The sequence below is a fragment of the Burkholderia anthina genome (assembly GCF_001547525.1).
GTDB lineage: Bacteria > Pseudomonadota > Gammaproteobacteria > Burkholderiales > Burkholderiaceae > Burkholderia > Burkholderia semiarida.
Map to the genome: position 1 here is coordinate 473,077 of NZ_LNJP01000003.1, position 23,358 is coordinate 496,434.

The following is a 23,358-nucleotide window of genomic DNA, read 5'->3' on the forward strand; positions in this document are numbered from 1 at the left end:
CGTGTCGGGCTTTTTTTCGCCGGTGCTCGATGCGGCCTTACGCCGCCTTGTCGCCGCGCGCCTTCGCGGCCGCCCCTCGCGCGTTCTTCTTCAAATGCATGCGGTTGTATTCGATTGCCGCACGCACGAGGTGCTTCAAGGCCCGCTTGTCGATCTCGTCGCCTTCGACAAAATCGATCGCGCGACGCGCGTTCCCTTCGAGGCCCGCATTGAACAGCCCGTCGGGATCGGGCAGGTGCGCGCCGTGCATGAACGTCAGCTTCACCTTGCCCTTGTGCGCGTTCGCGACCGCGATCATCCCGTCGCACGACCACACGGGGCTGCCCATCCACTTCCATTCCTCGACGATGCCCGCTTGCGCATCGAGAATCGTCTGGCGCAGGTCGGCGAGCGTCTCGCCGCGCCAGTCGGCGATGCCGGCGATCAGCGCGTCGATGCGCTCGGACGGTTGCAGCTCGTTGGCACGCGTACTCATGCGCGGGCCTCCGTTTGCGCGTCGGGGCGCGCCAGCACCTGTTCGAGCGCGTCGAGGAACCGTACCCAGCCGTACTGCGCACCGCGATACGCCTGCTCCTGATCGGGCCGGAAGCCGACCTGCTCCATGCGCAGGCGCGTGCCGGCCGGCGTCGGCGTGAGCGTCCACGTCACGACGCTTTCGAGGCCGTGGGCCGCCCACGTATAGGACAGCGCGCGGTGCGGCTCGATCGTGAGGACCGTGCAGTCGACCGAGCCCCAGTCCGCCCGGAAGCTGAACGCCCGGCCCGCGACGGGCTCGAAGTCGCTCTTCATCAGCCACGCCTCGATCAGGTGCGGTTGGGTGAGCGCGCGCCAGATCTTCTCCGGCGGATGCGGCAGCTCCCGGTCGACGACGACGGAGCGCGTTTCGGTAGTGGCTTGGTTCATTACTGATCCATCCTTTTGAGCAGATCTTCAAGGGCATCGAACCGGCTCCGCCAGAAGCCCGCCATCTGGCTCGTCCAGTCGATCAACGGGGCCAGCGCCTGCGGCTGCGCGCTGTAGTGCGTCTGCCGGCCTTCGTGACGGTCGTTCACGAGTCCGGCCTGCTTCAGTACGCCAAGGTGCTTCGACACGGCCGGCTGCGACACGCCCGCATCGGCCGTGAGCGCGGCAACCGTCAGCTCGCCCTCCGCGCACAGCCGTTCGAAAAGCGCGCGGCGCGTCGGATCGGCGAGTGTCCGGAAAAGCGTGTCGTGTGCATTCTGCATATCGGTCACAATTCATAACTGCGTGGTTATGGATTGAAGCATATCCGCTGATCGGCTCGAGTCAAGGCGGGATTTCGCGAACGGCGCCGTTCGATTCGGCGCACGCATCGCTCGGTCGCGCCGGCGCGCGGCCTTCGTCGAATTCGAGACTCTCCTCTAATCCGCAATCGCGCCACGCGATCCGAAAGCCGCCTGCAAGACTGCCCGGCGTGCTGTTCCACAGTTCGGGAAACATCCCGGCTCCACCGGCCCCGTCGTTGTGCATGCGCGAATCCGTTCCTGACGAGTCGCTTCCAATGACCACATAGTGCGATACGGCGCGCAGCCATTGACACGCACGCGCCATGCATCCATGCGGCGCGCCCTTCCGAGACCGCGCACATTCCGATGCTGCAACGGACGGCTCGTGTGTGCGAGCGACGCGCGTTGCCGCGCCGTCGTACCGCAAACCGGTCCGCTCGCCGGGCCCACCATCGCCGTCGCGTACGACGCCGCGCGTGCCCGTCATGCGCCCGGTTGTCAGAACTGACAGCTATGGAAACTGGCAGCTACCCGAACGGCATCGACGCCCTACGCTCGTCACCGCTCGCGGCCCCACAAGGGCCGGGGGTTCCAGTAACGTCGCCTCTCCTAAAAAAGGACTCCCGATGAAAAGGAACGCCTGGTTTGCCCTTCCCCTTCCGTCGCCCCGCCGCCTGGCGTGCGTGGCTCCGCTCGTGTTCGCCGCCGCTGCGGCGCATGCGGCGACGGATTGGGTCGATACCCATACGAAAGCCTTTCTGACCGGCCCGCAGTTGATGGCGCGCAGTGCGGCGCCGTCGCTCGAACTCGCGGCCGGCGAGACGACCAACGTCGTCGTCAGCCTGAAGCTGCGCAACGCCGCGCAGCTCAAGCAGCTGGCGCGCGACGTGAACCGGCCCGGCAGCGCGCATTACCGCCAGTACCTGACGCACGAGCAGTTCCTCGCGAACTACGCGCCGACCGATGCGCAGGTGAAGTCGGTCGTCGACTATCTGCACAAGAGCGGCTTCACGAATGTCGAGGTTGCGCCGAACCGCCTGCTGGTCTCCGCCAGCGGTACGGCCGGCACGGTGAAGACGGCCTTCAACACGTCGCTCGTGCACTTCCAGTACGCGGGCCGCTCGGGTTTCGCGAACACGTCGACCGCGCAGGTGCCGCGCGCACTCGGCGACGTCGTCGGCTCGGTGCTCGGGCTGCAAAGCGTCGCACGGGCGCGGCCGATGCTGCGCATCGGCAACGTCGCGAAGCCGCAGGCGCTCGCCGCCGGCACGGCGACGGGCCACTATCCGAAGGAATTCCCGGGCCTCTACAACGCGACCGGCGTGCCGACCGCCGCCGGCGTGACCGTCGGCATCATCACGATCGGCGGCGTGTCGCAGACGCTGCAGGACCTGAAGCAGTTCACGTCGAGCAACGGCTACGGCACGGTCTCCACGCAGACCGTCAAGACCAACGGCACGGGCGGCAGCTACGCCGACGACCAGGACGGCCAGGGCGAATGGGATCTCGACAGCCAGTCGATCGTCGGCTCGGCCGGCGGCCAGGTCGGCAAGCTGGTGTTCTACATGGCCGATCTGAACGCCGCCGGCAACACCGGCCTCACGCAGGCGTTCAACCGCGCGGTGTCGGACAACACCGCGAAGGTGATCAACGTCTCGCTCGGCTGGTGCGAAACCGATGCGGACGCGGACGGCACGCTCGACGCCGAGGAACAGATCTTCACGACGGCAGCCGCGCAAGGCCAGACGTTCTCGGTATCGTCGGGCGACGAAGGCGTGTACGAGTGCAACAACCGCGGCTATCCGGACGGCTCGAACTACACGGTGTCGTGGCCGGCTTCGTCGCCGCACGTGCTCGCGATCGGCGGCACGACGCTGTACACGACGTCGGCCGGTGCGTTCTCGAACGAGACCGTGTGGAACGAAGGGCTCGATTCGAACGGCAAGCTGTGGGCAACGGGCGGCGGCGTCAGCTCGATCCTGCCCGCGCCGTCGTGGCAATCGGGCAGCAATCGCCGGTTGCCGGACGTCGCGTTCGATGCCGCGCAAAGCACGGGCGCGTACATCTACAACTACGGCCAGTTGCAGCAGATCGGCGGCACGAGTCTCGCCGCACCGATCTTCACGGGCTTCTGGGCGCGGCTGCTCGCGGCGAACGGCACGGGCCTCGGCTTCCCGGCCGGCAACTTCTATGCGGACATTCCGTCGCATCCGTCGCTCGTGCGCTATGACGTCGTGTCCGGGAACAACGGCTATCAGGGGTATGGCTACAAGGCCGGCACCGGCTGGGATCTGACGACCGGCTTCGGCAGCCTGAACATCGCGAACCTCAACCAGTTGATCAAGTCGGGCGGGTTCTGAGCGATGCATGAAAGCCGGCGCGCGGCGATGGCTTGCCGCGCGCCGGCGGTGACCGTGCCGCGCGCTACTCCGCCGCCGGCTCCTTCACGCGCTCCGACACGACCGGCGCGCCGGCCCGATGCGACGGCGCGAACAGCCGCAGCCCGCTCGCGACGCTCGCCGCGCCTGCGAACCCCGCACCGAGCATCAACGCAAGCGTCGGCCCGTGGCGGCCCGCGATCCCGAACGACAGCGCAACCAGCGCCGCGCCCGTCGCCTGCCCGATCAGCCGTGCGGTCGCGATGATCCCGCTCGCACCGCCGCTGCGTTCGGGCGGCGCACTCGACATCAGCGCCTTCAGGTTCGGCGACTGGAAGAAGCCGAAGCCCGCGCCGCACAGCATCATCCGCCAGCCGATGTCGACGACGCCCGGCGACACCGGCAGCGCGGCGAGCGACACCATCCCCGCACTCAGCAACGCGAGGCCGATCGCGCCGAGCAGCCCCGGCGGATAACGATCCGACAGCCGCCCCGCGATCGGCGCGGCGAGCGCGACGACCGCCGACCACGGCGTCATCAGGAAGCCCGTTTCGACCGCGCTGCGATGCAGGACGGTTTCGAAATAGAACGGCAGCGACACGAACGCAAGCCCCTGCGCGGCGAACGCGCACACGGCGGTCAGCGCGGACAGCGTGAACACGGGCCGGCGGAACAGGTCGACCGGCAGCATCGGCGCCGGGTGCCCGGCCTGGCGGCGGATCAGCAGCCAGCCGAACGCGAACGCCACCGCGGCCGCCGCGCACACGACGGAGCGCGGCCCGCGCTGCGCGAATTCGCCGAGCGCGAAGATCAGCGATGCGAACGTGATCACGTTGAACAGCGCGGCGACCGGATCGAATACATGCTTGCCGCGCGCCGTCCGCGGCAGCGACGGGATCGCCACGGCGAGCGCGAACACGCCGAGCGGCACGTTCACCGCGAACAGCCACGGCCATGCGGCCACCGAGAGAATCAGCGACGCGATCGTCGGCCCCACCGCGAACGACACGCCGACGACGAGCGCGTTGAAGCCGACGCCGCGCCCGAGCCGGTGCGCGGGAAACAGGCCGCGGATCAGCGCGACGTTCACGCTCATGATCGCGCTCGCGCCGAAGCCCTGCACGATGCGCGCGGCGGTCAGCATCGGCAGCGTCGCCGCGAGCGAACAACCGAGCGACGCCAGCGTGAACACCGCCAGCCCGGCGACATACACGCGCTTGTGGCCGACGATGTCGCCGAGCGACGCGAACGGCAGCAGCGTCGCGACCATCGCGAGCTGGTACGCGTTGATGATCCACACGGACGCGGCCGGCGACGCGTGCAGGTCGGCGGCGATCGCGGGCAGCGCGGTGTTCGCGATCGCGGTGTCGAGCGTCGCGAGCGCGACGGCCAGCAGCACGGCGGACATCGCGCGCCAATTGACGGCCGGCTCGTGCGTGCCGGCGGGGGAAGCGAATTCGGACAAGATGGGCTCGGCTGACGAGCGACGCGCGGCGTCGCGGATTGAGCGGCGCGGCGCCGAACGCTCCGTGCAGCAGCACGGGAACGCGCGGCACCGCGAGCCGTATTGTTGCAGAGCCGCATCGATCGTGCAGGAGGCCGCTTCGTCAGTCAGCGAAACGAAAGATTCGGCGCGCCGCGGCGGGCGCGCGGCACCGATGCAGACGCAACGACCGGCGCACTCGCGGCCCCGCCGGACGGCACGCGGCCGGCCGCCGCCATTTACGACACCGCACGCCGCGCATTGCGGCCGCGCAGCCATTCGAGCGCGAGCAGCAAACTCGTCGAGAAGATGATCAGGATCGTCGCGAGCGCGGCGATCGTCGGGCTGATGTTCTCGCGAATGCCCGTGAACATCTGGCGCGGCAGCGTCGTCTGGTCCGCGCCCGCGAGAAACAGCGTGACGACCACTTCGTCGAACGACGTCGCGAACGCGAACAGCGCGCCCGACATCACGCCCGGTGCGATCACCGGCAGCGTCACGCGGAAGAAGGTCGACACCGGGTTCGCGCCGAGCGACAGGCTCGCGCGCACGAGATTCTGGTTGAAGCCCTGCAGCGTCGCGGCCACCGTCGTCACGACGAACGGCACGCCGAGCGCCGCGTGCGCGGCGATCAGCCCCGTGTAGGTATTCGCGAGCCCGAGCGGCGCGAAGAACAGGTACATGCCGACGCCGACCACGACGACGGGCACGATCATCGGCGACAGCAGCACGGCCATCAGCAACGCCTTGCCGCGGAAGTCGGCCTTCGTCAGGCCGATGGCCGCGAGCGTGCCGAGCACGGTCGCGACGACGGTCGCCGACGGCGCGACGATGAAACTGTTCTTCGCGGCCATCCGCCACTCGTCCGACGCGATCAGGTTCTCGTACCAGCGCGTGGAAAAGCCTGGAATCGGATACACGAGGAACGTGCTCGACGAGAACGACAGCGGCACGATCGCGAGCACCGGCAGGATCAGGTACAGCAGCGTCAGCACGACGAGCACGCGCAACGCGACGTACCACGCGCGCTCGACGAACGACATGTGCGGCGCGAACAGCGGCCTGGCGAGTTTCATGGTCGGCATCCCTTTCCCGTTTTCCTGTGCCCGGCGCTCAGCCGAGGCTCACGTTCGAGCGCGTGAAGCGCCCGTACACCGCATACAGCACGAGCGTCGCCGCGAGCAGCAGCCCGCCGAGCGCACACGCCATGCCCCAGTTGATCGTCACGTTCGTGAAGTACGCGACGTAGTAGCTGACCATCTGGTCGTTCGGCCCGCCGAGCAGCGCGGGCGTGATGTAGTAGCCGATCGCGAGGATGAACACGAGCAGCGCGCCCGCGCCGACGCCCGGATACGTCTGCGGCACGTACACGCGCCAGAACGCGGCGAACGGATGGCTGCCGAGCGACACGGCCGCGCGCTGGTAGGTCGGCGGAATCGACTTCATCACGCTGTAGAGCGGCAGGATCATGAACGGCAGCAGGATGTGCGTCATCGAGATGTACACGCCGACGCGGTTGAACAGCAGCGTGAGCGGATGCGAGATCAGCCCGCTGCCGATCAGCGCCGTGTTGATGAGCCCTTCGCTCTGCAGCAGCACGATCCATGCGGCCACGCGCACCAGCACCGACGTCCAGAACGGAATCAGCACGAGGATCATCACGAGGTTCGCGCGCCGTTCCGACAGCGTCGAGATCCAGTACGCGAGCGGATAGCCGAGCAGCAGCGCGAACAGCGTGACGGCGATGCCGATCACGAACGTGCGCCCGAAGATCGCGAGGTAGATCGACTGGTCGGGATCGGCCTGCACGATATGGCCGAAGCCGTCCTGCTTGTGGTCGAGCGCGGCGAGCAGATAGAACGGCGACACCTGGCTGCCGTTCTTCGCGATCGCCTGCCAGTACGCGAGCTCGCCCCAGCGCGCATCGAGATCGATGAATTTCGCGCGCGTCTGCGCGGGCGTCAGCGCCGCGTCGCCCCCGTTACCGTCGCCCTTGAGCGGCATCGCGCGCGCCGTCTTCGCGACGAGCGAGCGATAACCGGGGATCTCGGTGTTCAGGCGCCGCGCGAGCGCGCCCATCGCCTCGCTGTCGGCCACCTTCGTCATGTCGGCCGCGAGCGCGACATACGCGGCGTCCGCCGGTGGCGTCTTGCGATCCCAGCCCGACAACGCGGCGACCGTGTTCGGCAACGCGGTCGCGATTTCCGGGTTCTGCACCGCGCGCGTGAGCAGCGTGCCGATCGGCACGACGAAGATCAGCAGCAGGAAAATCGCGAGCGGCGCGACCAGCAGCAGCGCCATCGTGCGCTTGCGCGCCTCGGCGGCCTTCAGCTCGCGCTTGAGCGCGGCGGTCGACGGCGAGGAAGGCGCGATCGTGATCGTATTCAACGGTTCTCTCCGGCCGGGCACGTTCCGGCGGAAGGCCGCGCGACGGGTTCGACGCGTCGCGCGGCCGGTTGCATCACGGCATCCTTCAGGATGCCCGACCGGTTACTTCGTGGCCCACGCGGCGAAGCGCTGTTCGAGCTCGTCGCTGTGGTCGGTCCAGAAGCCGATGTCCTCCAGTACCGCGTTCTTGCCGTTGGCCGGCGAGTTCGGCAGGTTCGCGAGCGTCTTCGCGTCGAGCGACTTGATCGCCGCGACGTTCGTCGGGCCGTACGCGATGTGCTGTGCATACGCCTGCTGCGGCTTCGGCGTGAGCGTGTACGCGATGTACTGCTCGGCGAGCGCCTTGTTCGGCGAACCCTTCGGAATCGCCCAGTAGTCGAGGTCGTAGATGCTGCCGTTCCACACGACCTTCAGGTTCTTGCCTTCCTTCTGCGCGGCGTCGATGCGGCCGTTGTACGCGGTCGACATCACGACGTCGCCGGCCACCAGGAACTGCGGCGGCTGCGCGCCCGCTTCCCACCACTGGATGTACGGCTTCAGCTCGTCGAGCTTCTTGAACGCGCGATCCTGGCCGGCCTTCGTGCCGAGCACCTTGTAGACGTCCTTCGTCGCGACGCCGTCGGCCATCAGCGCGAATTCGAGGTTGTAGCGCGCGCCCTTGCGCATCCCGCGCTTGCCGGGGAATTTCTTCACGTTCCAGAAATCGGCCCAGCCGGTCGGCGCGGTCTTCAGCTTGTCCGCGTTGTACGACAGCGCGGTCGACCATACGAAGAAGCCGACGCCGCACACCTGCGGCGCTTCCGGAATCAGGTCGGATTTCTTCGCGATCTTCGACCAGTCGAGCTTCTCGTACAACCCTTCGTCGCAGCCGCGGTTCAGGTCGCCCGATTCGACTTCGACCACGTCCCAGTTGACGTGCTTGGCCTCGACCATCGCCTTCACCTTCGCCTGCTCGCCGTTGTATTCGACGGCCGTGACCTTGTTGCCGGTCGCCTTCTCGAACGGCTGGTTGAACGCGACCTTCTGCGCGTCGCCGTTCGCGCCGCCGAAGTTGACGACCGTGAGTTCGGCCGCGGCGGCCGATGCGCCGAACGCGACCAGCGCCAGCGCGAGCGCCGTGCGGCGCGCGGTAAAGCTTGCTCGTTTCATGATGGTTCCTCTCCTCTCGTGGTGGAAGTGGGCTTTGTTGTTGACGACGTGCTACGGAAAACCGGGTGAGCCATGCTCACGCGAACACGCGCAGGTGTTCGGGCGAGAACGCAAGCGAGACGGGTGCGCCGGGCGAGAACGCGTCGAGCGCGCCGGTGCCGAGCGGCACCTTCACGAAGCATTCGTCCTGGCCCGGCAGCGCGCAGCGCATGCGCACGTGATCGCCGAAATAGATGAGGCTGCGCGCCTCGCCGGTCACGCGGTTGGCGGCGGCGCCGTTCTGGTGACCGTTCGCGAGGCCGTTGGCGAGGCTCATGCGTTCGGGGCGGATGCACGCGACGGCCGCCGCGCCCTCGGCGGCCTCGCCGATATGGCGGCCGACGAGCTTCGTGCCGTCGTCGAGCCGGAACTCGCAGAATTCGCCGTCGACGCGCGCGATGGTGCCGCGCAGCCGGTTGCTGTCGCCGATGAAGTTCGCGACGAATTCGTTGCACGGCGATTCGTACAGGCGGTCGACCGTGTCCAGCTGCTGCACGATGCCCTTGTCGAACACGGCGACGCGATCGGACATCGTCAGCGCCTCGCCCTGGTCGTGCGTCACGTACACGAAGGTCACGCCGAGCTTTTCGTGCAGCGCCTTCAGTTCGTACTGCATGTGTTCGCGCAACTGCTTGTCGAGCGCGCCGAGCGGCTCGTCCATCAGCACCAGCTTCGGCTCGAACACGAGCGCGCGCGCCAGCGCGATGCGCTGCTGCTGGCCGCCCGACAGTTGCGCCGGGTAGCGTTTCGCGAAGCGCTCCATCTGCACCATCTTCAGCGCATGCGCGACGCGCTCCGCACGCTCGCCGGCCGGCAGCTTGCGTACCGTCAGCGGATACGCGACGTTCTGCTCGACCGTCAGGTGCGGAAACAGCGCGTAGTTCTGGAACACCATGCCGATGTTGCGCTTGTGCGGCGGCACGTTGTTCAGCAGCTCGCCGTCGAGGCGGATTTCGCCGCCCGTCGGGAACTCGAAGCCCGCCAGCATCATCAGGCAGGTGGTCTTGCCCGAGCCGGACGGCCCGAGCAGCGTCAGGAATTCCCCTCGGTGGATGTCGAGGTCGAGCGATTTGACGACCAGCGTCTCGCCGTCGTAGGTCTTCCGCACGCCGCGAAAGCTGACGATTACATCATCGGACTTCATCGTGCTGTCCCCTGGTTCCGCGCCAATTGATTTTGAGATGCGAGCCACTATACGGCCCGCACGGTTCTATACTAGGGAACCATTTCAATATTCCTAGTAGGACCACTTTGGATACCGTGATCCTCGCCGACTGGCTGTCCGCCCGTCTGGACCGCAGCTCGTCCGAGCCGATGTACCGGCAACTGCTGCAACTGATGCAGCAGGCCATCCTGACCGGGGAATTGGGGCCAGGGACGAAGCTCCCGAGTTCGCGCACGCTCGCGGGCGACCTGTCGATCGCGCGCAATACCGTGCTGCACGTGTACGACCAGCTGACCGCCGAAGGCTACGTGCTGACGACCACCGGCAGCGGCACCTACGTGGCCGACACGCGGCCGGACGCCGCCGCGATCCGCGTACCGGGCGCCGCGCCGCCGTCAACGGCCGGCGAACTCCCGCCGCCCGACGCGCAGGGCAGCCTGTCGATGCGCGGGCGGCAACTGGTCGAGCATGCGGGCGTCTCGCGGCGCCAGTGGGGCGCCTTCATGCCGGGCGTGCCGGACGTGTCGGAATTCCCGAGCCGCACGTGGAGCCGCCTGCAGGCACGGCTGTGGAAGGAGGCCAATCCGGAGCTGCTGACCTATGCGCCGGGCGGCGGCTACCGCCCGCTGCGGCGCGCGCTCGCCGATTACCTGCGCGTCGCGCGCTCGGTCAAATGCTCGCCGGACCAGGTGATCATCACGACCGGCATCCATCAGTCGATCGATCTCGCGGTGCGGCTGCTGTCCGACATCGGCGATCGCGCGTGGGTCGAGGAGCCGTGCTACTGGGGCGTGCGCAGCGTCCTGCAGGCGGCCGGCCTCACGCTCGCGCCGGTGCCAGTCGACCAGGAAGGGCTCGACCCGCGCGCGAGCGACATGCAGCATCCGCCGCGGCTCGTGCTCGTCACGCCGTCGCACCAGTACCCGCTCGGGATGGTGATGAGCCTCGCGCGGCGCCGCATGCTGCTCGAATATGCGCGCCAGCACCGCTGCTGGATCATCGAGGACGACTACGACAGCGAATTCCGCTACGGCAGCCGCCCGCTCGCGTCGCTGCAGGGGCTCGACGACGGCGGCCGCGTAATCTACGTCGGCAGTCTCGGCAAGATGCTGTTTCCGGGGCTGCGGATGGGCTACATGGTCGTGCCCGAGCATCTGGTCGACACCTTCCGCACGGGGCTGTCGGAGTTGTACCGCGAAGGCCAGCTGATGCAGCAGGCCGTGCTGGCCGAATTCATCATGGACGGCCACCTCACGTCGCACGTCAGACGCATGCGCACGCTGTACGGCGAGCGGCGGCAACTGATGATCGACGCGATCCGCGCGCGCTTCGGCGACGCGCTGCCCGTGATGGGCGACGAGGCCGGCCTGCACCTGGTGCTCGGCCTGCCCGATGCGTGCGACGATCGCACGGTCACGCAGAGTGCATTCGACGCCGGCGTGATCGTGCGCCCGCTCACCAGCTACTACAGCAATGCCGACACCGCGCGGCAGGGTTTGCTGCTCGGCTATGCATGCGTCCCGCACGAAGGCATCCGGCCCGCGTTCGACACGCTCGCCCGTGCCATCGAGCAACATCTGCCACGCAACATCCCGCGCGCGGCATGACGCCCGCCGCGCGCGGCGGCGCGCGGATCAATGCGCGCTTCCCGCTCCACGATCGAGCGATGCCGCACGCACGGCCTCGCCGGGCTTCGTAAACACCCGCTGCCGCAGCGCGGCGATCTGCGCGTCGCGATCCTGCGGCGACAGGCCGGCCGACTCGATCTGCACACGCTGCGCCGCGTAGTCCGCGTAACGGCTCTGCCACGACGCGTCGTCCTGCTGCATCTGCGCGACGCGCGCGGCCGCCTCGGGGCCGAGGGTCTGCGTCAGTTGCGCGCGCATCGCGTCGGGCGTCGCGCCGCTCCTCTGCAATTGCGCGATCTGGTCGATCGCGGCGCGCTGCCGGTCCACCCGCTGCCGCGCCGCACGTTCGTCGGCCGGCATCTGCTGTTCGAGCGCCGCGAGCCGCTCGGCCTTCTGCTCGTCCGTCAGTGAGCGATCCTGAACGATCTTCAATCGTGCGAGGTCGTAGCGCTGCCGCCACTGCTCCGCGCCGAAAAACGGCTGGCTCCAGTCGCCGAGCGTGCGGTACGCAAGCGACGCGCGCTGGTCGAGCGCGAGTTGCAACGCACCCGGGTCGGACTTGTCGACCGCGCCGGCATCGGGCAATTTGGCGAGCGCGTCGAGATACGCGCGATACCGGTGCCACACGTCGAGCGCCTCGGCCTGCGCGACCGTGCCGTCGAGCTGCGCGGCGATTTCGCGGACGACGAACGCGTCGAGCGCGGCCGCGCTCAGGTCGCTCCGCGCGGTCAGACAATAGTCGAAGAAATCGCGCACCGCGCGCGATTTCGCGAGATGGCCGCCTGCATCGAGCGGCAACCGCGGCGCGCTGGAGCCGGCGAGCGACGGCGGCAGGCCCGCCCTCGCCGGCGCGGCGGCCTGCGGTGCGGCGGTCGCCACGCCCCCGACCGCGGCCGCATCCTGCGCATCACTCGTCGCGCCCGTGCCTCGATGCGATCCCGCACCGCTCCACATCGCGACGCCGGCAATCGCCGCCAGCCCCACGACACCATAGATCGCAGCGCGCCGCGCGAGCGGCGCGCGCCCTTCACGTGCCGCCATCGATCACACGCCCGCGAGCTTCAATCGGTTCGCATGCGTGCGGATCACCGCGACCGGATCTTCCGCATACGCGCCGCGCACGCCGAGCAGCTGGTTGATCTCGTCGACATGGTTCCACTTGTAGCTCGTGCTCAGCACCTGGCCATACAGCGCGCTGCACTTCGACACGAGCCCGTCGTTCGGGCCCGAGCCGCGATTGATCATCACCGTGCCCGTGCCGTACAGCGCGGGCGTCGACACGTCGAGCGCGTTCGCCGGATCGACGACCGGAATGGTGCTCGTGTCCGTCGCCCCCGTCACGCCGAGCACGGAAAGCGTCGGCTGGATCGCCGTGCCGGCCCACGAATACAGCAGATGCGTGTTGCCGCCGACGGTTTCCGTCGGCGCGCCGGTCTGGCAACTGCCGGGCGCGCCGAGGCCCGCGCTCGGATAGTTCTGGTTGTAGGTGGCCGCCTGCGCGGTCGTCAGCGTCTTCAGTGCGGCGAGAGCGTCCTGGTTCGTGTTGTGGCTGCTGCTCGTCAGGATCCCGAACACATTGACGAACGCGGCGATCACCGTCGACGACAACCCGGTCGGATCGTACGCGAGCACGCCCTGCACGAAGTCGGCGAACTCGGAGCCGCGATGCGGCGTGCCGATCGTCGTCACCGACGCGACGAGATCGGGCGCGACGGCCGCGACATAGCGCGACGTCAGCCCGCCCTGGCTGTGACCGACGAGATTGACCTTGGTCGCGCCGGTCGCGGCGAGCACCGTCTTCACGTAGGCCAGCAGCTGCTCGCCGCGCCCGTTCGGGCCGTCGTCGCTCTGGAAGCCCGACACGTTCGCGACGTAGACGGTCGCGCCATGCTGCTGCAGGTCTTCCTGGATACCGTACCAGTAGTCGAGTACGCCCGCATACTTGTCGGTGCCGGTCAGCCCGTGCACGAGAATGATCGGATAGCGCGTCGTCGCATAGTCGTCGGCGGGCGCGGTTGCCGCCATCGCCGTATGCGTCGTCGCGAGCGTCGTCAGTGCGGTCGTCCCCGCGAACGGCGCGACGCTCATCGCGCATGCCACTGCCCCTGCCATTACCCTGGAACGCATCGATTTGGCCATGCATGTTCTCCTGGTTATTGTGCTGCCGGTGCGAATGACACCGGATCGACACGCACGCCGCATCGCGCGCGCCGCGTGTGTCGAATGCGGGAGTGAAGCACGACTCGCGAACGTTTGCGCCCCGACTAGATACGGTTCTCTAATCGGTTGACGCGCGCCGCCCGTTCGGGCGGTGCGGCGCCCAGGCACGCGCATGCTGCGACGCACACACGCGTGGCTCGCTACAGCTTCGCGCTCACGCGCACCCACGCGGTACGCCCCGGCTCCATCACCGGCGCATTCGCCGGATAGCCGAAGCCCGCGTTGCCGGCGAGGTTCAAATGCTCGGTGTAGGCCTTGTTCAGCACGTTGTCGACGCCGACCGAGATCTGCACGGTCTTGCTGACGTTGTACTGCGTATGCAGCGACAGCACGCCGAATCCTGCGCTCGGGCCGAAGTCCTTGCCGACCACGTTGCCCGCGTTCAGCGCATAGCGATGCTGCGGCGCAACGATGCGCCACAGGCCGCCCGCCGACCATGCGCCGCGCGTGTATTCAAGCCCGATGCGCGCCTCGAGCGGCGGCATCTGCGGCAGCGGATCGCCGCTCGCCACGTTGCGCCCCCACGCATACGCGAGCGACGTCTCGACGCGCAGCGGCGCGACCGGCCGCCACGACATGCCGGCTTCGCCGCCCATGATCTGCGCATTGACGTTCGTGGCCTGCGTGGTCGCGCCCATCATGCCGGCTGCATAGTTGAACAGGATGAAGTCCTGCACGTAACCCGCATACGCGGACACCCACGCATCGAACCGGTCGCTCTTGTATTGCGCGCCGATATCGAGCTGCGTGGTCTTCTCCGGCTGCACCGCCGAGAATGCGTTGACCGAGCCGGCCGGCCCGCGCGTCGCGGAAAACAGTTCCCAGTAGTCCGGATAACGCTCCGCATGGCCGATCCCCGCGTACCACGTGACGGGCAGCGACGCGAGATCGCGCTCGTAGCGCACGAAGCCGCTCGGCAGCACCGTCGACCGGTCGTCGTCGAAAGTCGGGTTCGGCTTGCTCGTCATCATGCCGCTCGTCGTCGCGCGCTTGTCGCGTGCGCTCGCATAGTCGGCGCGCGCGCCGCCGATCACGCGCGACACGTCGCTCGCATACCAGGTCAGCTCGCCGAACACGCCCGCGTTCCACATCGTCGCCTGCGCATTCCACGGCTGGTCGCGGTAGTTCTGCCGCCCCATCGACGAACGCGAATCGAGCCGGTTCGATTGCGCATCGACGCCCGTGACGAGCTTGACGTCGTCGCCGAAGCGGAACGTCGCGGCCGCGCGCGCGCCGACCGTGCGGCGCCGCACGTCCGCGGCCATCCGCATCGGCATGCTGCTCGTCGGGTCGGGCTGCCGCAGCGTGTAGTTGTCCATCACGTGATCGGCTTCGTTGTAGTACACGCGCGCCTCGATCCGGTCGAGCACGTCGCCGAGATGCCGCTTGTCGAACGACAGGCCGAACGTCTCGCGGCGGAAATGCGCGCCGTCCATCCCGCGGCCGGCGTAGCGCGCATAGCCGTCGCCGGTGCCGGCGGTCAGCTCGACGCGCGTATGGTCGTCGGGTGTCCAGCCGAGCGCCGCATCGGCGTTCCACTTGTCCCACTGCGACGGCACGGTGTTGCCGTTGCCGTCGTGGTAGTCCTGCGAATGTGCGTGGTTCGCGGTCACGCGGCCATAGACGTCCGGCGTGCCGGCGCTCAGGTCGACGTTCTGGTCGTTGCGGCCGAACGACCCGCCGACGAGGCTGCCGTCGAAGCGCATGCCGGGGCGCTCGAAACGCGGTGTCACACGTTCGAACAGCACGGTGCCGGCCGACGCGCCCGGACCGTACAGCACGGTCTGCGGCCCCTTCACGACGGTGACCTTGTCATAGCTTTCCGGTGCGATGTACGACGTCGGCGCATCCATCCGGTTCGGGCACGCGCCGAGCGTCGGCATCCCGTTCGCCAGGATGTTCAGCCGCGATCCGAACATCCCGCGCAGCACGGGGTCGCCGTTCGTGCCGCCGCTGCGGATCGACGTGAAGCCGGGGATCGTCTTCAGGTAATCGGCGCCGTCGCTGGCGGGCAGCGGCTGGCGCGGCGCCTTCGGATCCGTGACGACGACGAGCGGCGTCGACAGCGGCGACGCGACGACTTCGACGGGCGGCAACAGCGCGGCCGCGTCGGCCGTCGCCGCACCGGCAGCAGGCACGGTTTCGGCCGCGGCGGTGCTCGCGGCGAGCGCGCCGGCGGCCAGCGCGGGAACGGTAAATTTCAGCATGCGCGGCAGAGGCCGCGCACAGGCATTGCGGGGCGCCTGCGGCGCACGCAACCGGGAATGGGTCATGATCGAAAGCCCGAGTGACGCCCTCCACGCGGCCTTGGCGGGCCGCACGGATATCGGCGGTGATAGGAACGGAAAGAAACGCGTCAGGCGCGCTCGGGCGGTGCGCGCGGATAGGCGCGCGGATAGCGGTCGCTGTGCGCCGCGACGGCAGGCGACGCGGCGGCGGCAACGGAAACGACGGGAATGGATTCGACCGACGCGGCGGCAGGCGCGCCGATCGCCGGGCTATGCGCGAAGAAAGCGCAGTAGCCGCACGCGTCGAGATGCAGCGCATGATCGTGCACGCCGCCCGCGTCGGATGAACGATGCGCACCATGCTCGGTGCTGCAGACGATCGCCTCGGGCGTGGCCGCCTGCGCGATACGCCACTGCGACACCAGCGGCGCCGCGATCGCGATCCAGATCGCGAGCAGGCCAAGCCAGGCAGTCAGGTGACGATGTCGGTACGGCATGGACGGCGACGCGTAAGCGGAACGTAAAAACAGCCGAGATGTTACAGAATGTTCAACGTGATGACCAGTGCGGACGACCGTAAACGAACCGGGGGCGCATGGTTGTCAACACAACCATGCGCCCCCGCGTGCGATGCGCGCCGGCGGCGGATGATCAGGGCGCCATGCGCCGCAACACGTCGTCGCGCCGGATGAAGTGATGATAGAGCGCGGCCAGCGCATGCAGACCGATCACGAAGTAGAACGCGTTGCCGATCAGCTCGTGCGCTTCCTTGATCGTCGGCCGCAGCGCCTTGTCGGGGCCGAACAGCGTAAACGACACGCCGAGCCAGTCGAGCGACACCGGCTTGCCGCCCATGTTGATCGTCATGATGCCGAGCAGCGGCTGCGCGATGATGAACGCATAAAGCGCGAAATGCGCGAGCTTCGACAGCCAGCGCAGCAGCGCCGCCTGCGCAACCGGTTCCGGCACGCGACTGACGACGCGCCACAGTACGCGCAGCACCGACAGCACGAGGACGCACGTACCGGCCGTCACATGTACGTTCATCCAGAACGCGCGGCTGTCGCTGCCCTTCGGTCCGCGGATCTCGATGGCCAGATAGGCGAGCGCGACCAGCAGGAAGACGGCCCAGTGGAAGAAGATCGCGGGCGAGCTGTAGCGCGTCTGTTTCGCGAGGATGTTTTTCATGCTTCGTCTCGTGTCGTATTCGGGGAGAGGCGCCGGCCACCGGCCTGCGCCCGGCAAAGCTGTGACGATTGTAGCCGCACGGGTGTCCGGCTTTGCACGACGCGGTCAAATATCCGATCCATCGTCGACGCGCGCCGCACAATGGCCGCCCTATGGAAAATCCGCATCGCGCGCCCGGGCGGCTGTGGCACGATGAAGCTTTGGTGCGACGGCGCGCGGGCATCATGAGCAAGGCGTTCTTCGTTGCGGCCTACCGGCTGATCGCCGCGTTGCTCGCGGTGTCCACCACGCTGCACAGCGTCGCCGACTACTGGCGCCTGCCGGATTTTCATCTCGGCAACTACCTCAGCTACTTCACGCAACTGAGCAGCCTCTACGCGGCCGCGATGCTGGCCGCGGGGCTGTCGCGCATCGCGCGCCCCGGCTCCGCCCGCTACGAATCGATGCGCGGCGCGGCGGTGCTGTACGTGCTGATCACCGCGATCGTCTACGAGCTGCTGCTCGCGCGGCTCGATGCGCTGCGCCACGTCACGCCGCCGTTCAACAACTGGGTGCTGCACCGGATCGTGCCGCTCGTGGTGCTGTGCGACTGGCTGTATGTCGAACCGCGCTCGCCGATTCCGCGCCGCAGCGCGTTCGCGTGGCTCGGCTTTCCGGTCGTCTATCTGGGCTATACGCTCGTGCGCGGCGCGGTGGAGAACTGGTATCCGTATCCGTTCGTCGATCCGCGGCCGCACGGGTACCTGCCGGTCGCGATCCAGTGTTCGATGATCGCGCTCGGCGCGGCGGCGCTCGCGCTGAGCATTTGCTGGCTCGGCAATCATGCGAGACAGTCTGGCAGCGCGACGCTTAAGGAAGGATGAAGGCGGAAAAGAGGAAAGAAGCGGGAACGTGTGCGCCGCCCGGCGCACACGTGGCGATGCGGGCGATCAGCGGCCGTTGCGCGGCAGGAAGTTCATCGGATCGACGACCTTGCCGTTCTGGCGGACTTCGAACTCGAACGTCGAACGACCGCTCGCGTCGGTGCCCATTTCGGCGACCGGCTGACCCTGGCGCACCGCGTCGCCTTCGTTGACGAGCAGCTTGCCGTTGTGCCCGTAGGCCGTGATGAGCCCGTTGTCGTGTTTCAGGATCACGAGCGGACCGTACGCCTGGACGCCGGAGCCGGCGTACACCACGCGCCCGTTCGCCGCGGCCCGCACCGAACGGTCGGGCCCGGATGCGGCGATCACGACGCCGCGCGTCTTGCCGGCCGAGAACGGCGTCGCGACGACACCCGTGGCCGGCCATGCGAGCGAGCCCGGCTGGGCGGCCGACGCGGGCGGCTGCCCGTACGAGGTCGCAGCCGGCGGCGGAGCGACCCGCAGCACCTGGCCGGGCGACACGGCATCGGTGGGCGCCATGTGGTTCCAGTTGGCGACGTCCTGCACGCGCTGCCCGTAGGCGCTCGCGATGCCCGCCAGCGTATCGCCCGGGTTCACGCGGTAATAGCCGGCGATCACGCCCGGCGTTGCCGCCGACGTGGGCGCCGGCTGGCGCGCGGGCTGCCAGTTGTCGGTCCACGGCGTCATCGTGCAGCCCGTCAGCGCGATGGCTGCGGCAACGAGCGCCGCCTGCGGCAGCCAGCGCGTGAGCGTGTCGTGGATGGGAATAGTTTCTCTCAAGGGTCCTCCCGGATTTGCGTCGTTGCGCCGCCCACCGCCCTCCGGCGCGCGACGCACGATGTCCGGCCGAACGGCCGGATCAATCAGTATCCGACCGCTTGCGCGGCCGTCAGTTTCCACAGCGGAACGTCGACGCGAATGAGCTCACCGGCCCCTTTTTCGCGCGTCGTCCCGATCGGCAAAGATACCATTTGTCGCGGTCAAGGCCCCGACAGTTGCCCGACCCGGAAACAATCTTGCGGCGTCGCACGGGGTGCGCCGGTCGCCTGCGGGCCGTGCCGGCGGGCGCTTTGGGGGGGTTTCGCTGGCGCGGCCGCCCTTGCCCGCCGTCTCGGCGCCGTCATATTGTCCGCTTCGATCCCCGCCTATACTCGGTGATGCGCAGCGCGAATCCAACGACAACGACGAGGATGACAATGAACAACGCGACGTTTCTCTCCGTGCAGCTCGACGCCGACGATTTCGCCGGTTCCAGCGGTCTGGTCGAATTGCTCAACCGGCACCTGTTGTTCGCGACCGACGTCGCCGAAGCGGCCGATGCGCTCGTCCAGTTGGCGAGCGTCACGCATTTGACCGGCGCCACGCGCCACAGCGTCGAGCTGCCGGTCCTCGCGATCGAGCGGCTGCGCGACGCGCTCGATACGCTGAGCGGTTACGACGAAACGTGGCTGCAGGTACTGGAACCGGCCGAAGCGCTGTTCCGCGATATCGGGCGCGGCAGGCGCCCGCTGCACTGAACGGCCGCGCATCGCGCGCCGCCAATGAAAAAACCCGCCGTACCGCTATGCGGTACGACGGGCTTTTGTACGACAGAGGGTCGGATGCGGTCGCCAGCGCGGCCGAACCATTAACGACCCTTGTAGACCGGTGCGCCGTCCGAGATGCGCTTGACTTGCCAGCCGGTCTTGGCCGGAGCCGGCGCGCCCGATTCCTGGCCGGCGGCCGGTTGCGCACCGTAGCCGGTCGTGTCGGCCGCGGCGACGTTCTGCTGCGGGTTCACGCGGGCTTCAGCAGCCTGGATGCCTTCCGGGTAGTTCGTCCGGTCGCTGCCCAGCTTGTAGCCGGCCTGTTGCAGCTGGACCAGCTCGGCCTTCACCTGGGCACGGGTGACGGGCGCGTTTTGTTGGGCGAACGAGACGGCGGGAACGGCGAGGACAGCAGCAGCAGCGAACGTTGCGATCAGCGATTTCATGATTACCTCCGGGATTTTTTTGCTCCGCCGCACACACCATGTCTGCAGCGATGGAACAGAGTTTAGTCCCGACAGCACCTAGGGAAAACCATGAAAGAGCGAAAACACTGTTTCCCCGGAGCCAACAATGTCAGCATCCGGGATAGAAAAACCCTATTGAAAGAATAGATTTTCGCAACAATGCCGCCGCAAGCCGGTTACGACCAGTTCGCGTGGAAGCTGCCCGGCTTGTCGGTGCGCTCGAACGTGTGCGCGCCGAAGAAGTCGCGCTGCGCCTGCACGAGGTTCGCCGGCAGCCGCTCGGAACGGTAGCTGTCGAAATACGCGACCGCCGATGCGAAGGCGGGAACCGGCACGCCAGCCTTCACCGCGGCCACCACGACGTCGCGCAGCGCCGTCTGGTAGTTCGCGGCGATGTCCTTGAAATACGGATCGAGCAGCAGGTTCGCGAGCGCCGGATCCTTCGCATATGCGTCGGTGATCTTCTGCAGGAAGCGCGCGCGGATGATGCAGCCCGCGCGGAAGATCTTCGCGATCGTCCCGAGATCGAGGTTCCAGCCGTATTCTTCCGACGCCGTGCGCAACTGCGCGAAGCCCTGCGCGTACGAGATCACCTTGCTCAGATACAGCGCGCGGCGCACCGCTTCGACGAACGCGGCACGATCGCCGTCGAACGGCGCGGCGGCCGGGCCCGACAGGATCTTGCTGGCCGCGACGCGCTCGGTCTTCAGCGACGACAGCACGCGCGCGAACACCGACTCGGTGATGAGCGGCAGCGGCACGCCGAGATCCAGCGCGTTCTGGCTCGTCCACTTGCCCGTGCCCTTCTGCGCGGCGCGATCGAGGATCACGTCGACGAGATGCTTGCCGGTCTCTTCGTCCTTCTTGCCGAAGATCTTCGACGTGATCTCGATCAGGTAGCTGTCGAGCTCGCCCTGGTTCCATTCGGTGTACACGGCGCCGAGTTCGTCGTTGGTCAGGCCCGCGACGTCCTTCAACACCGAGTAGCTCTCGGCGATCAGCTGCATGTCGCCGTATTCGATGCCGTTGTGCACCATCTTCACGTAGTGGCCCGCGCCGTCCGGGCCCATGTACGCGACGCACGGCTCGCCGTCCGACGGCGCCTTCGCGGCGATCTGCTTGAGGATCGGCTCGACGAGGTCGTACGCGTCGCGCTGGCCGCCGGGCATGATCGACGGGCCGCGCAGCGCGCCCTCTTCGCCGCCCGACACGCCGGTGCCGATGAAATGCAGGCCCGACTGCGCGAGTTCCTGGTTGCGGCGGATCGTGTCGGTGAAGTGCGTGTTGCCGCCGTCGATCAGCACGTCGCCCTTCTCGAGCAGCGGCTTGAGCGATGCGATCGTCGCATCGGTCGCTTCCCCGGCCTTCACCATCATCAGGATCCGGCGCGGCGTTTCGAGCGACGCGACGAACTCTTCGAGCGTATAGGTCGGCACCAGATTGCGGCCGGGGAATTCGGCGATCAGTTCGTCGGTTTTCTCGCGGCTGCGGTTGTACACCGATACCGCGTAACCGCGGCTCTCGATATTGAGTGCGAGATTGCGGCCCATCACCGCGAGCCCGATCACACCGATTGCTTGTTTGCCCATTAGTCAATTCTCCGGAAAAAACGGGGCGCGACCCGAGCCGGGCCGCGCGCACAGGCGAAAGGATAGAGGAAACCCGGCGGCGCTGCGCGCTTGCGTGTCATTGCTCCGCGAGCGGCAGACGCCGGAACACGACGCTCAGGTTGTTCGCCGGCATCTCGACGACCTCGCGGCAGTCGAGCCCGCGATCGAGCCCGAGCGCGACCACCGTCTCGAGATCGCGCACGCCCCACGACGGGTCGCGGCCGCGCAACTGCTGGTCGAAGGCCGCGTTCGACGGCGCCGTATGGCGGCCTTCGCGACGGTACGGGCCGTACAGGAACAGCACGCCGCCCGGCCTCAGCACGCGCGACGCGCCCGCGAACAGCGCTTTCGTACAGGCCCACGGCGAGATGTGGATCATATTGATGCAGACGATTGCGTCGAGCGCCGCGACCGGCCACGGCGTGTCGCGCACGTCGAACGCCAGCGGGCCGGCGACGTTCGCGAGGCCCATGTGCGCGATCCACGCCGCGATCGAGCGCCGCGCCTGCGCGTCGGGATCGCTCGGCTGCCAGTGCAGGCCCGGCAACGCCTGCGCGAAGTGAACGACGTGCTGCCCGGTGCCGCTCGCGATTTCGAGCACGCTGCCGCTCGCCGGCAGCACGCGGCGCAGCACGTCGAGGATCGGCCCGCGATTGCGCTCGGCCGCCGGCGCCGACAGCCGCGCGGACGGATCGGGCGAGGAAGCGGCGCCGGTCACGATGCATGCTCCGTCGTGTGGCTGTTGCTTCCGAGCCCCAGCCGCGCCACGAGCGCGTCGAGCGCGGGGGCGCAGTGCGCCTCGACCTTCAACGTCAGCATCGGGTCCGCGCGCGTATGGCCGAGATTGAGCGCGGCAACCGGCTTGTGCTGCGCCTGCGCCCACACGCAGAAGCGGTAGCCGGAATACACCATCAGCGACGAGCCGACGACGAGCAGCGCGTCGGCCGCATCGAGCGCCTGCGACGCCAGCGCCACGCGCTCGCGCGGCACGTTCTCGCCGAAGAACACCACCGCCGGCTTCAGCAGCCCGCCGCACGCGGGGCACGCCGGGATGCGGAACGTATCGAGCGCGGCCCATTCGAGATGCGCGTCGCCGTCCGCGGCCGGCTCGGCCTGCGCGCCCAGCAGATCCGGATTGTCGGCTTCGAGCACGGCCTGGATCGTCGCGCGCGCGTGATGCGCGCCGCAGTCGAGGCAGGTCACGCCGTTGATGCCGCCGTGCAGCTCGATCACGTCGTCGCTGCCCGCGCGCTGATGCAGGCCGTCGACGTTCTGCGTGACGAGGCGCTCGATCCGGCCCGCGCCGCCGAGCCGCGCCAGCGCGACATGCGACCCGTTCGGCCGCGCGCGCCCGACGACCGGCCAGCCGATCATGCTGCGGGCCCAGTAGCGGCGCCGCGCGGCATCGGAGCCGAGGAATTCCTGGAGCTGGATCGGCGGCGAGCGCATCCATTGGCCATTGCGGTCGCGGTAGCCGGGAATGCCGGAATCGGTGCTGATGCCCGCGCCGGTCAGCACGAGCAGGCGCGGATGACGCTCGACGAACGTGTGCAGCGCATCGAGCGCGGCCGGATCGACGTCGGCGAGGGAGGAATCGGGCAAGGCTTTATCGTTCATGTTGGCAACGTGATCGGTCGTGCCGGCAGGCCGTGCGCCCGCACGGGCTGGCCACGCATGCCAGCACATGATACAGAACGCCGCGCGATCGGGTGGGCCGCCGCCACGGCAAGCCGGGGGCACGAAAAACCCGCAAAAAGA

Annotated in this window: 23 protein-coding genes; 4 read left to right on the plus strand and 19 right to left on the minus strand. The window is 68.2% G+C overall.

Annotated features, from left to right (window positions below):
- Positions 1–37 precede the first annotated feature (37 nt).
- From WS64_RS22470 to WS64_RS34480, 4 genes are all read right to left on the minus strand, one after another.
- On the minus strand, positions 38–475 hold the full coding sequence (locus tag WS64_RS22470) for a DUF1801 domain-containing protein (protein WP_059582820.1): 438 nt from the start codon (positions 473–475) through the stop codon (positions 38–40).
- Positions 472–903: an SRPBCC family protein gene (locus tag WS64_RS22475; protein ID WP_059582822.1), complete on the minus strand. Its 432-nt coding sequence runs from the start codon at positions 901–903 to the stop codon at positions 472–474. The genes WS64_RS22470 and WS64_RS22475 overlap by 4 nt, the downstream gene beginning before the upstream one ends.
- A complete protein-coding gene (locus WS64_RS22480; RefSeq protein ID WP_059582824.1) occupies positions 903–1,226 on the minus strand; it encodes an ArsR/SmtB family transcription factor in 324 nt (107 codons plus the stop codon). The genes WS64_RS22475 and WS64_RS22480 overlap by 1 nt, the downstream gene beginning before the upstream one ends.
- 61 nt (positions 1,227–1,287) lie before the next feature.
- On the minus strand, positions 1,288–1,461 hold the full coding sequence (locus tag WS64_RS34480; protein WP_155720465.1) for a hypothetical protein: 174 nt from the start codon (positions 1,459–1,461) through the stop codon (positions 1,288–1,290).
- Positions 1,462–1,873: 412 nt separating this feature from the next.
- Here WS64_RS34480 and WS64_RS22485 point away from each other — a divergent pair, with 412 nt between their 5' ends.
- The gene (locus WS64_RS22485) at positions 1,874–3,607 is read left to right on the plus strand and encodes a S53 family peptidase (RefSeq protein WP_060967743.1); all 1,734 of its coding nucleotides are present in this window, start codon (positions 1,874–1,876) and stop codon (positions 3,605–3,607) included.
- 64 nt (positions 3,608–3,671) lie between these two features.
- On the opposite strand, the gene WS64_RS22490 is transcribed toward WS64_RS22485, so the two are convergent.
- The 5 genes from WS64_RS22490 to WS64_RS22510 all read right to left on the minus strand — a co-directional run bounded on the left by WS64_RS22490 (position 3,672) and on the right by WS64_RS22510 (position 9,828).
- Entirely contained in the window at positions 3,672–5,090 is a 1,419-nt protein-coding gene (locus WS64_RS22490; RefSeq protein ID WP_081103895.1) for an MFS transporter, read from the minus strand.
- A gap of 257 nt (positions 5,091–5,347) precedes the next feature.
- Positions 5,348–6,184, minus strand: a complete 837-nt coding sequence (locus WS64_RS22495) for an ABC transporter permease (RefSeq protein ID WP_059583143.1) — start codon at positions 6,182–6,184, stop codon at positions 5,348–5,350.
- A 37-nt stretch (positions 6,185–6,221) separates the two neighbouring features.
- Entirely contained in the window at positions 6,222–7,487 is a 1,266-nt protein-coding gene (locus WS64_RS22500; RefSeq protein ID WP_208606877.1) for an ABC transporter permease, read from the minus strand.
- A gap of 111 nt (positions 7,488–7,598) precedes the next feature.
- On the minus strand, positions 7,599–8,645 hold the full coding sequence (locus tag WS64_RS22505; protein ID WP_060967745.1) for an ABC transporter substrate-binding protein: 1,047 nt from the start codon (positions 8,643–8,645) through the stop codon (positions 7,599–7,601).
- A gap of 76 nt (positions 8,646–8,721) precedes the next feature.
- Positions 8,722–9,828, minus strand: coding sequence for an ABC transporter ATP-binding protein (locus tag WS64_RS22510; protein ID WP_059582835.1), 1,107 nt, complete (start codon positions 9,826–9,828; stop codon positions 8,722–8,724).
- Between the two features lie 107 nt (positions 9,829–9,935).
- Here WS64_RS22510 and WS64_RS22515 point away from each other — a divergent pair, with 107 nt between their 5' ends.
- Complete coding sequence (locus tag WS64_RS22515; protein ID WP_060967746.1) at positions 9,936–11,456, plus strand: MocR-like pyridoxine biosynthesis transcription factor PdxR; 1,521 nt, start codon at positions 9,936–9,938, stop codon at positions 11,454–11,456.
- A gap of 27 nt (positions 11,457–11,483) precedes the next feature.
- Here WS64_RS22515 and WS64_RS22520 read toward each other — a convergent pair whose 3' ends face one another.
- The 5 genes from WS64_RS22520 to WS64_RS22540 form a co-directional block, all read right to left on the minus strand.
- A complete protein-coding gene (locus WS64_RS22520) occupies positions 11,484–12,518 on the minus strand; it encodes a lipase secretion chaperone (protein WP_060967747.1) in 1,035 nt (344 codons plus the stop codon).
- 3 nt (positions 12,519–12,521) lie between these two features.
- Positions 12,522–13,616 carry an esterase/lipase family protein gene (locus WS64_RS22525; RefSeq protein WP_060311245.1) on the minus strand — a complete coding sequence of 365 codons (1,095 nt, stop codon included), beginning with the start codon at positions 13,614–13,616 and terminating at the stop codon, positions 12,522–12,524.
- A 221-nt stretch (positions 13,617–13,837) separates the two neighbouring features.
- On the minus strand, positions 13,838–15,970 hold the full coding sequence (locus tag WS64_RS22530; RefSeq protein WP_060967748.1) for a TonB-dependent copper receptor: 2,133 nt from the start codon (positions 15,968–15,970) through the stop codon (positions 13,838–13,840).
- A gap of 83 nt (positions 15,971–16,053) precedes the next feature.
- Entirely contained in the window at positions 16,054–16,422 is a 369-nt protein-coding gene (locus WS64_RS22535; protein ID WP_060967749.1) for a DUF2946 domain-containing protein, read from the minus strand.
- A 154-nt stretch (positions 16,423–16,576) separates the two neighbouring features.
- Positions 16,577–17,113, minus strand: a complete 537-nt coding sequence (locus WS64_RS22540; protein ID WP_059582855.1) for a cytochrome b — start codon at positions 17,111–17,113, stop codon at positions 16,577–16,579.
- A gap of 224 nt (positions 17,114–17,337) precedes the next feature.
- Between WS64_RS22540 and WS64_RS22545 the strand changes: the two genes are divergently transcribed.
- Complete coding sequence (locus tag WS64_RS22545; RefSeq protein ID WP_060968554.1) at positions 17,338–17,976, plus strand: Pr6Pr family membrane protein; 639 nt, start codon at positions 17,338–17,340, stop codon at positions 17,974–17,976.
- Between the two features lie 66 nt (positions 17,977–18,042).
- Here the strand turns inward: WS64_RS22545 and WS64_RS22550 are convergent, their stop codons facing one another.
- The gene (locus WS64_RS22550) at positions 18,043–18,777 is read right to left on the minus strand and encodes a peptidoglycan DD-metalloendopeptidase family protein (RefSeq protein WP_060967750.1); all 735 of its coding nucleotides are present in this window, start codon (positions 18,775–18,777) and stop codon (positions 18,043–18,045) included.
- A 416-nt stretch (positions 18,778–19,193) separates the two neighbouring features.
- Between WS64_RS22550 and WS64_RS22555 the strand changes: the two genes are divergently transcribed.
- A complete protein-coding gene (locus WS64_RS22555; RefSeq protein WP_011694691.1) occupies positions 19,194–19,514 on the plus strand; it encodes a hypothetical protein in 321 nt (106 codons plus the stop codon).
- Between the two features lie 110 nt (positions 19,515–19,624).
- Here WS64_RS22555 and WS64_RS22560 read toward each other — a convergent pair whose 3' ends face one another.
- The 4 genes from WS64_RS22560 to WS64_RS22575 form a co-directional block, all read right to left on the minus strand.
- The gene (locus WS64_RS22560) at positions 19,625–19,969 is read right to left on the minus strand and encodes a DUF4148 domain-containing protein (RefSeq protein WP_060967751.1); all 345 of its coding nucleotides are present in this window, start codon (positions 19,967–19,969) and stop codon (positions 19,625–19,627) included.
- Between the two features lie 197 nt (positions 19,970–20,166).
- Positions 20,167–21,579: an NADP-dependent phosphogluconate dehydrogenase gene (gene gndA / locus WS64_RS22565; protein WP_027791098.1), complete on the minus strand. Its 1,413-nt coding sequence runs from the start codon at positions 21,577–21,579 to the stop codon at positions 20,167–20,169.
- Between the two features lie 97 nt (positions 21,580–21,676).
- Complete coding sequence (locus tag WS64_RS22570) at positions 21,677–22,318, minus strand: DUF938 domain-containing protein (RefSeq protein WP_060967752.1); 642 nt, start codon at positions 22,316–22,318, stop codon at positions 21,677–21,679.
- The gene (locus WS64_RS22575; RefSeq protein WP_230943776.1) at positions 22,315–23,202 is read right to left on the minus strand and encodes an NAD-dependent protein deacetylase; all 888 of its coding nucleotides are present in this window, start codon (positions 23,200–23,202) and stop codon (positions 22,315–22,317) included. The genes WS64_RS22570 and WS64_RS22575 overlap by 4 nt, the downstream gene beginning before the upstream one ends.
- Positions 23,203–23,358 lie beyond the last annotated feature (156 nt).

Bases quoted from the DNA above. Each gene is read 5' to 3' on its own strand.
- WS64_RS34480 (WP_155720465.1), bottom strand. From the start codon at position 1,461: ATGTTTCCCGAACTGTGGAACAGCACGCCGGGCAGTCTTGCAGGCGGC.
- WS64_RS22470 (WP_059582820.1), bottom strand. From the start codon at position 475: ATGAGTACGCGTGCCAACGAGCTGCAACCGTCCGAGCGCATCGACGCG.
- WS64_RS22540 (WP_059582855.1), bottom strand. From the start codon at position 17,113: ATGAAAAACATCCTCGCGAAACAGACGCGCTACAGCTCGCCCGCGATC.
- WS64_RS22475 (WP_059582822.1), bottom strand. From the start codon at position 903: ATGAACCAAGCCACTACCGAAACGCGCTCCGTCGTCGTCGACCGGGAG.
- WS64_RS22560 (WP_060967751.1), bottom strand. From the start codon at position 19,969: ATGAAATCGCTGATCGCAACGTTCGCTGCTGCTGCTGTCCTCGCCGTT.
- WS64_RS22510 (WP_059582835.1), bottom strand. From the start codon at position 9,828: ATGAAGTCCGATGATGTAATCGTCAGCTTTCGCGGCGTGCGGAAGACC.
- WS64_RS22545 (WP_060968554.1), top strand. From the start codon at position 17,338: ATGAGCAAGGCGTTCTTCGTTGCGGCCTACCGGCTGATCGCCGCGTTG.
- WS64_RS22495 (WP_059583143.1), bottom strand. From the start codon at position 6,184: ATGAAACTCGCCAGGCCGCTGTTCGCGCCGCACATGTCGTTCGTCGAG.
- WS64_RS22520 (WP_060967747.1), bottom strand. From the start codon at position 12,518: ATGGCGGCACGTGAAGGGCGCGCGCCGCTCGCGCGGCGCGCTGCGATC.
- WS64_RS22535 (WP_060967749.1), bottom strand. From the start codon at position 16,422: ATGCCGTACCGACATCGTCACCTGACTGCCTGGCTTGGCCTGCTCGCG.
- WS64_RS22555 (WP_011694691.1), top strand. From the start codon at position 19,194: ATGAACAACGCGACGTTTCTCTCCGTGCAGCTCGACGCCGACGATTTC.
- gndA (WP_027791098.1), bottom strand. From the start codon at position 21,579: ATGGGCAAACAAGCAATCGGTGTGATCGGGCTCGCGGTGATGGGCCGC.
- WS64_RS22505 (WP_060967745.1), bottom strand. From the start codon at position 8,645: ATGAAACGAGCAAGCTTTACCGCGCGCCGCACGGCGCTCGCGCTGGCG.
- WS64_RS22485 (WP_060967743.1), top strand. From the start codon at position 1,874: ATGAAAAGGAACGCCTGGTTTGCCCTTCCCCTTCCGTCGCCCCGCCGC.
- WS64_RS22530 (WP_060967748.1), bottom strand. From the start codon at position 15,970: ATGACCCATTCCCGGTTGCGTGCGCCGCAGGCGCCCCGCAATGCCTGT.
- WS64_RS22525 (WP_060311245.1), bottom strand. From the start codon at position 13,616: ATGGCCAAATCGATGCGTTCCAGGGTAATGGCAGGGGCAGTGGCATGC.
- WS64_RS22480 (WP_059582824.1), bottom strand. From the start codon at position 1,226: ATGCAGAATGCACACGACACGCTTTTCCGGACACTCGCCGATCCGACG.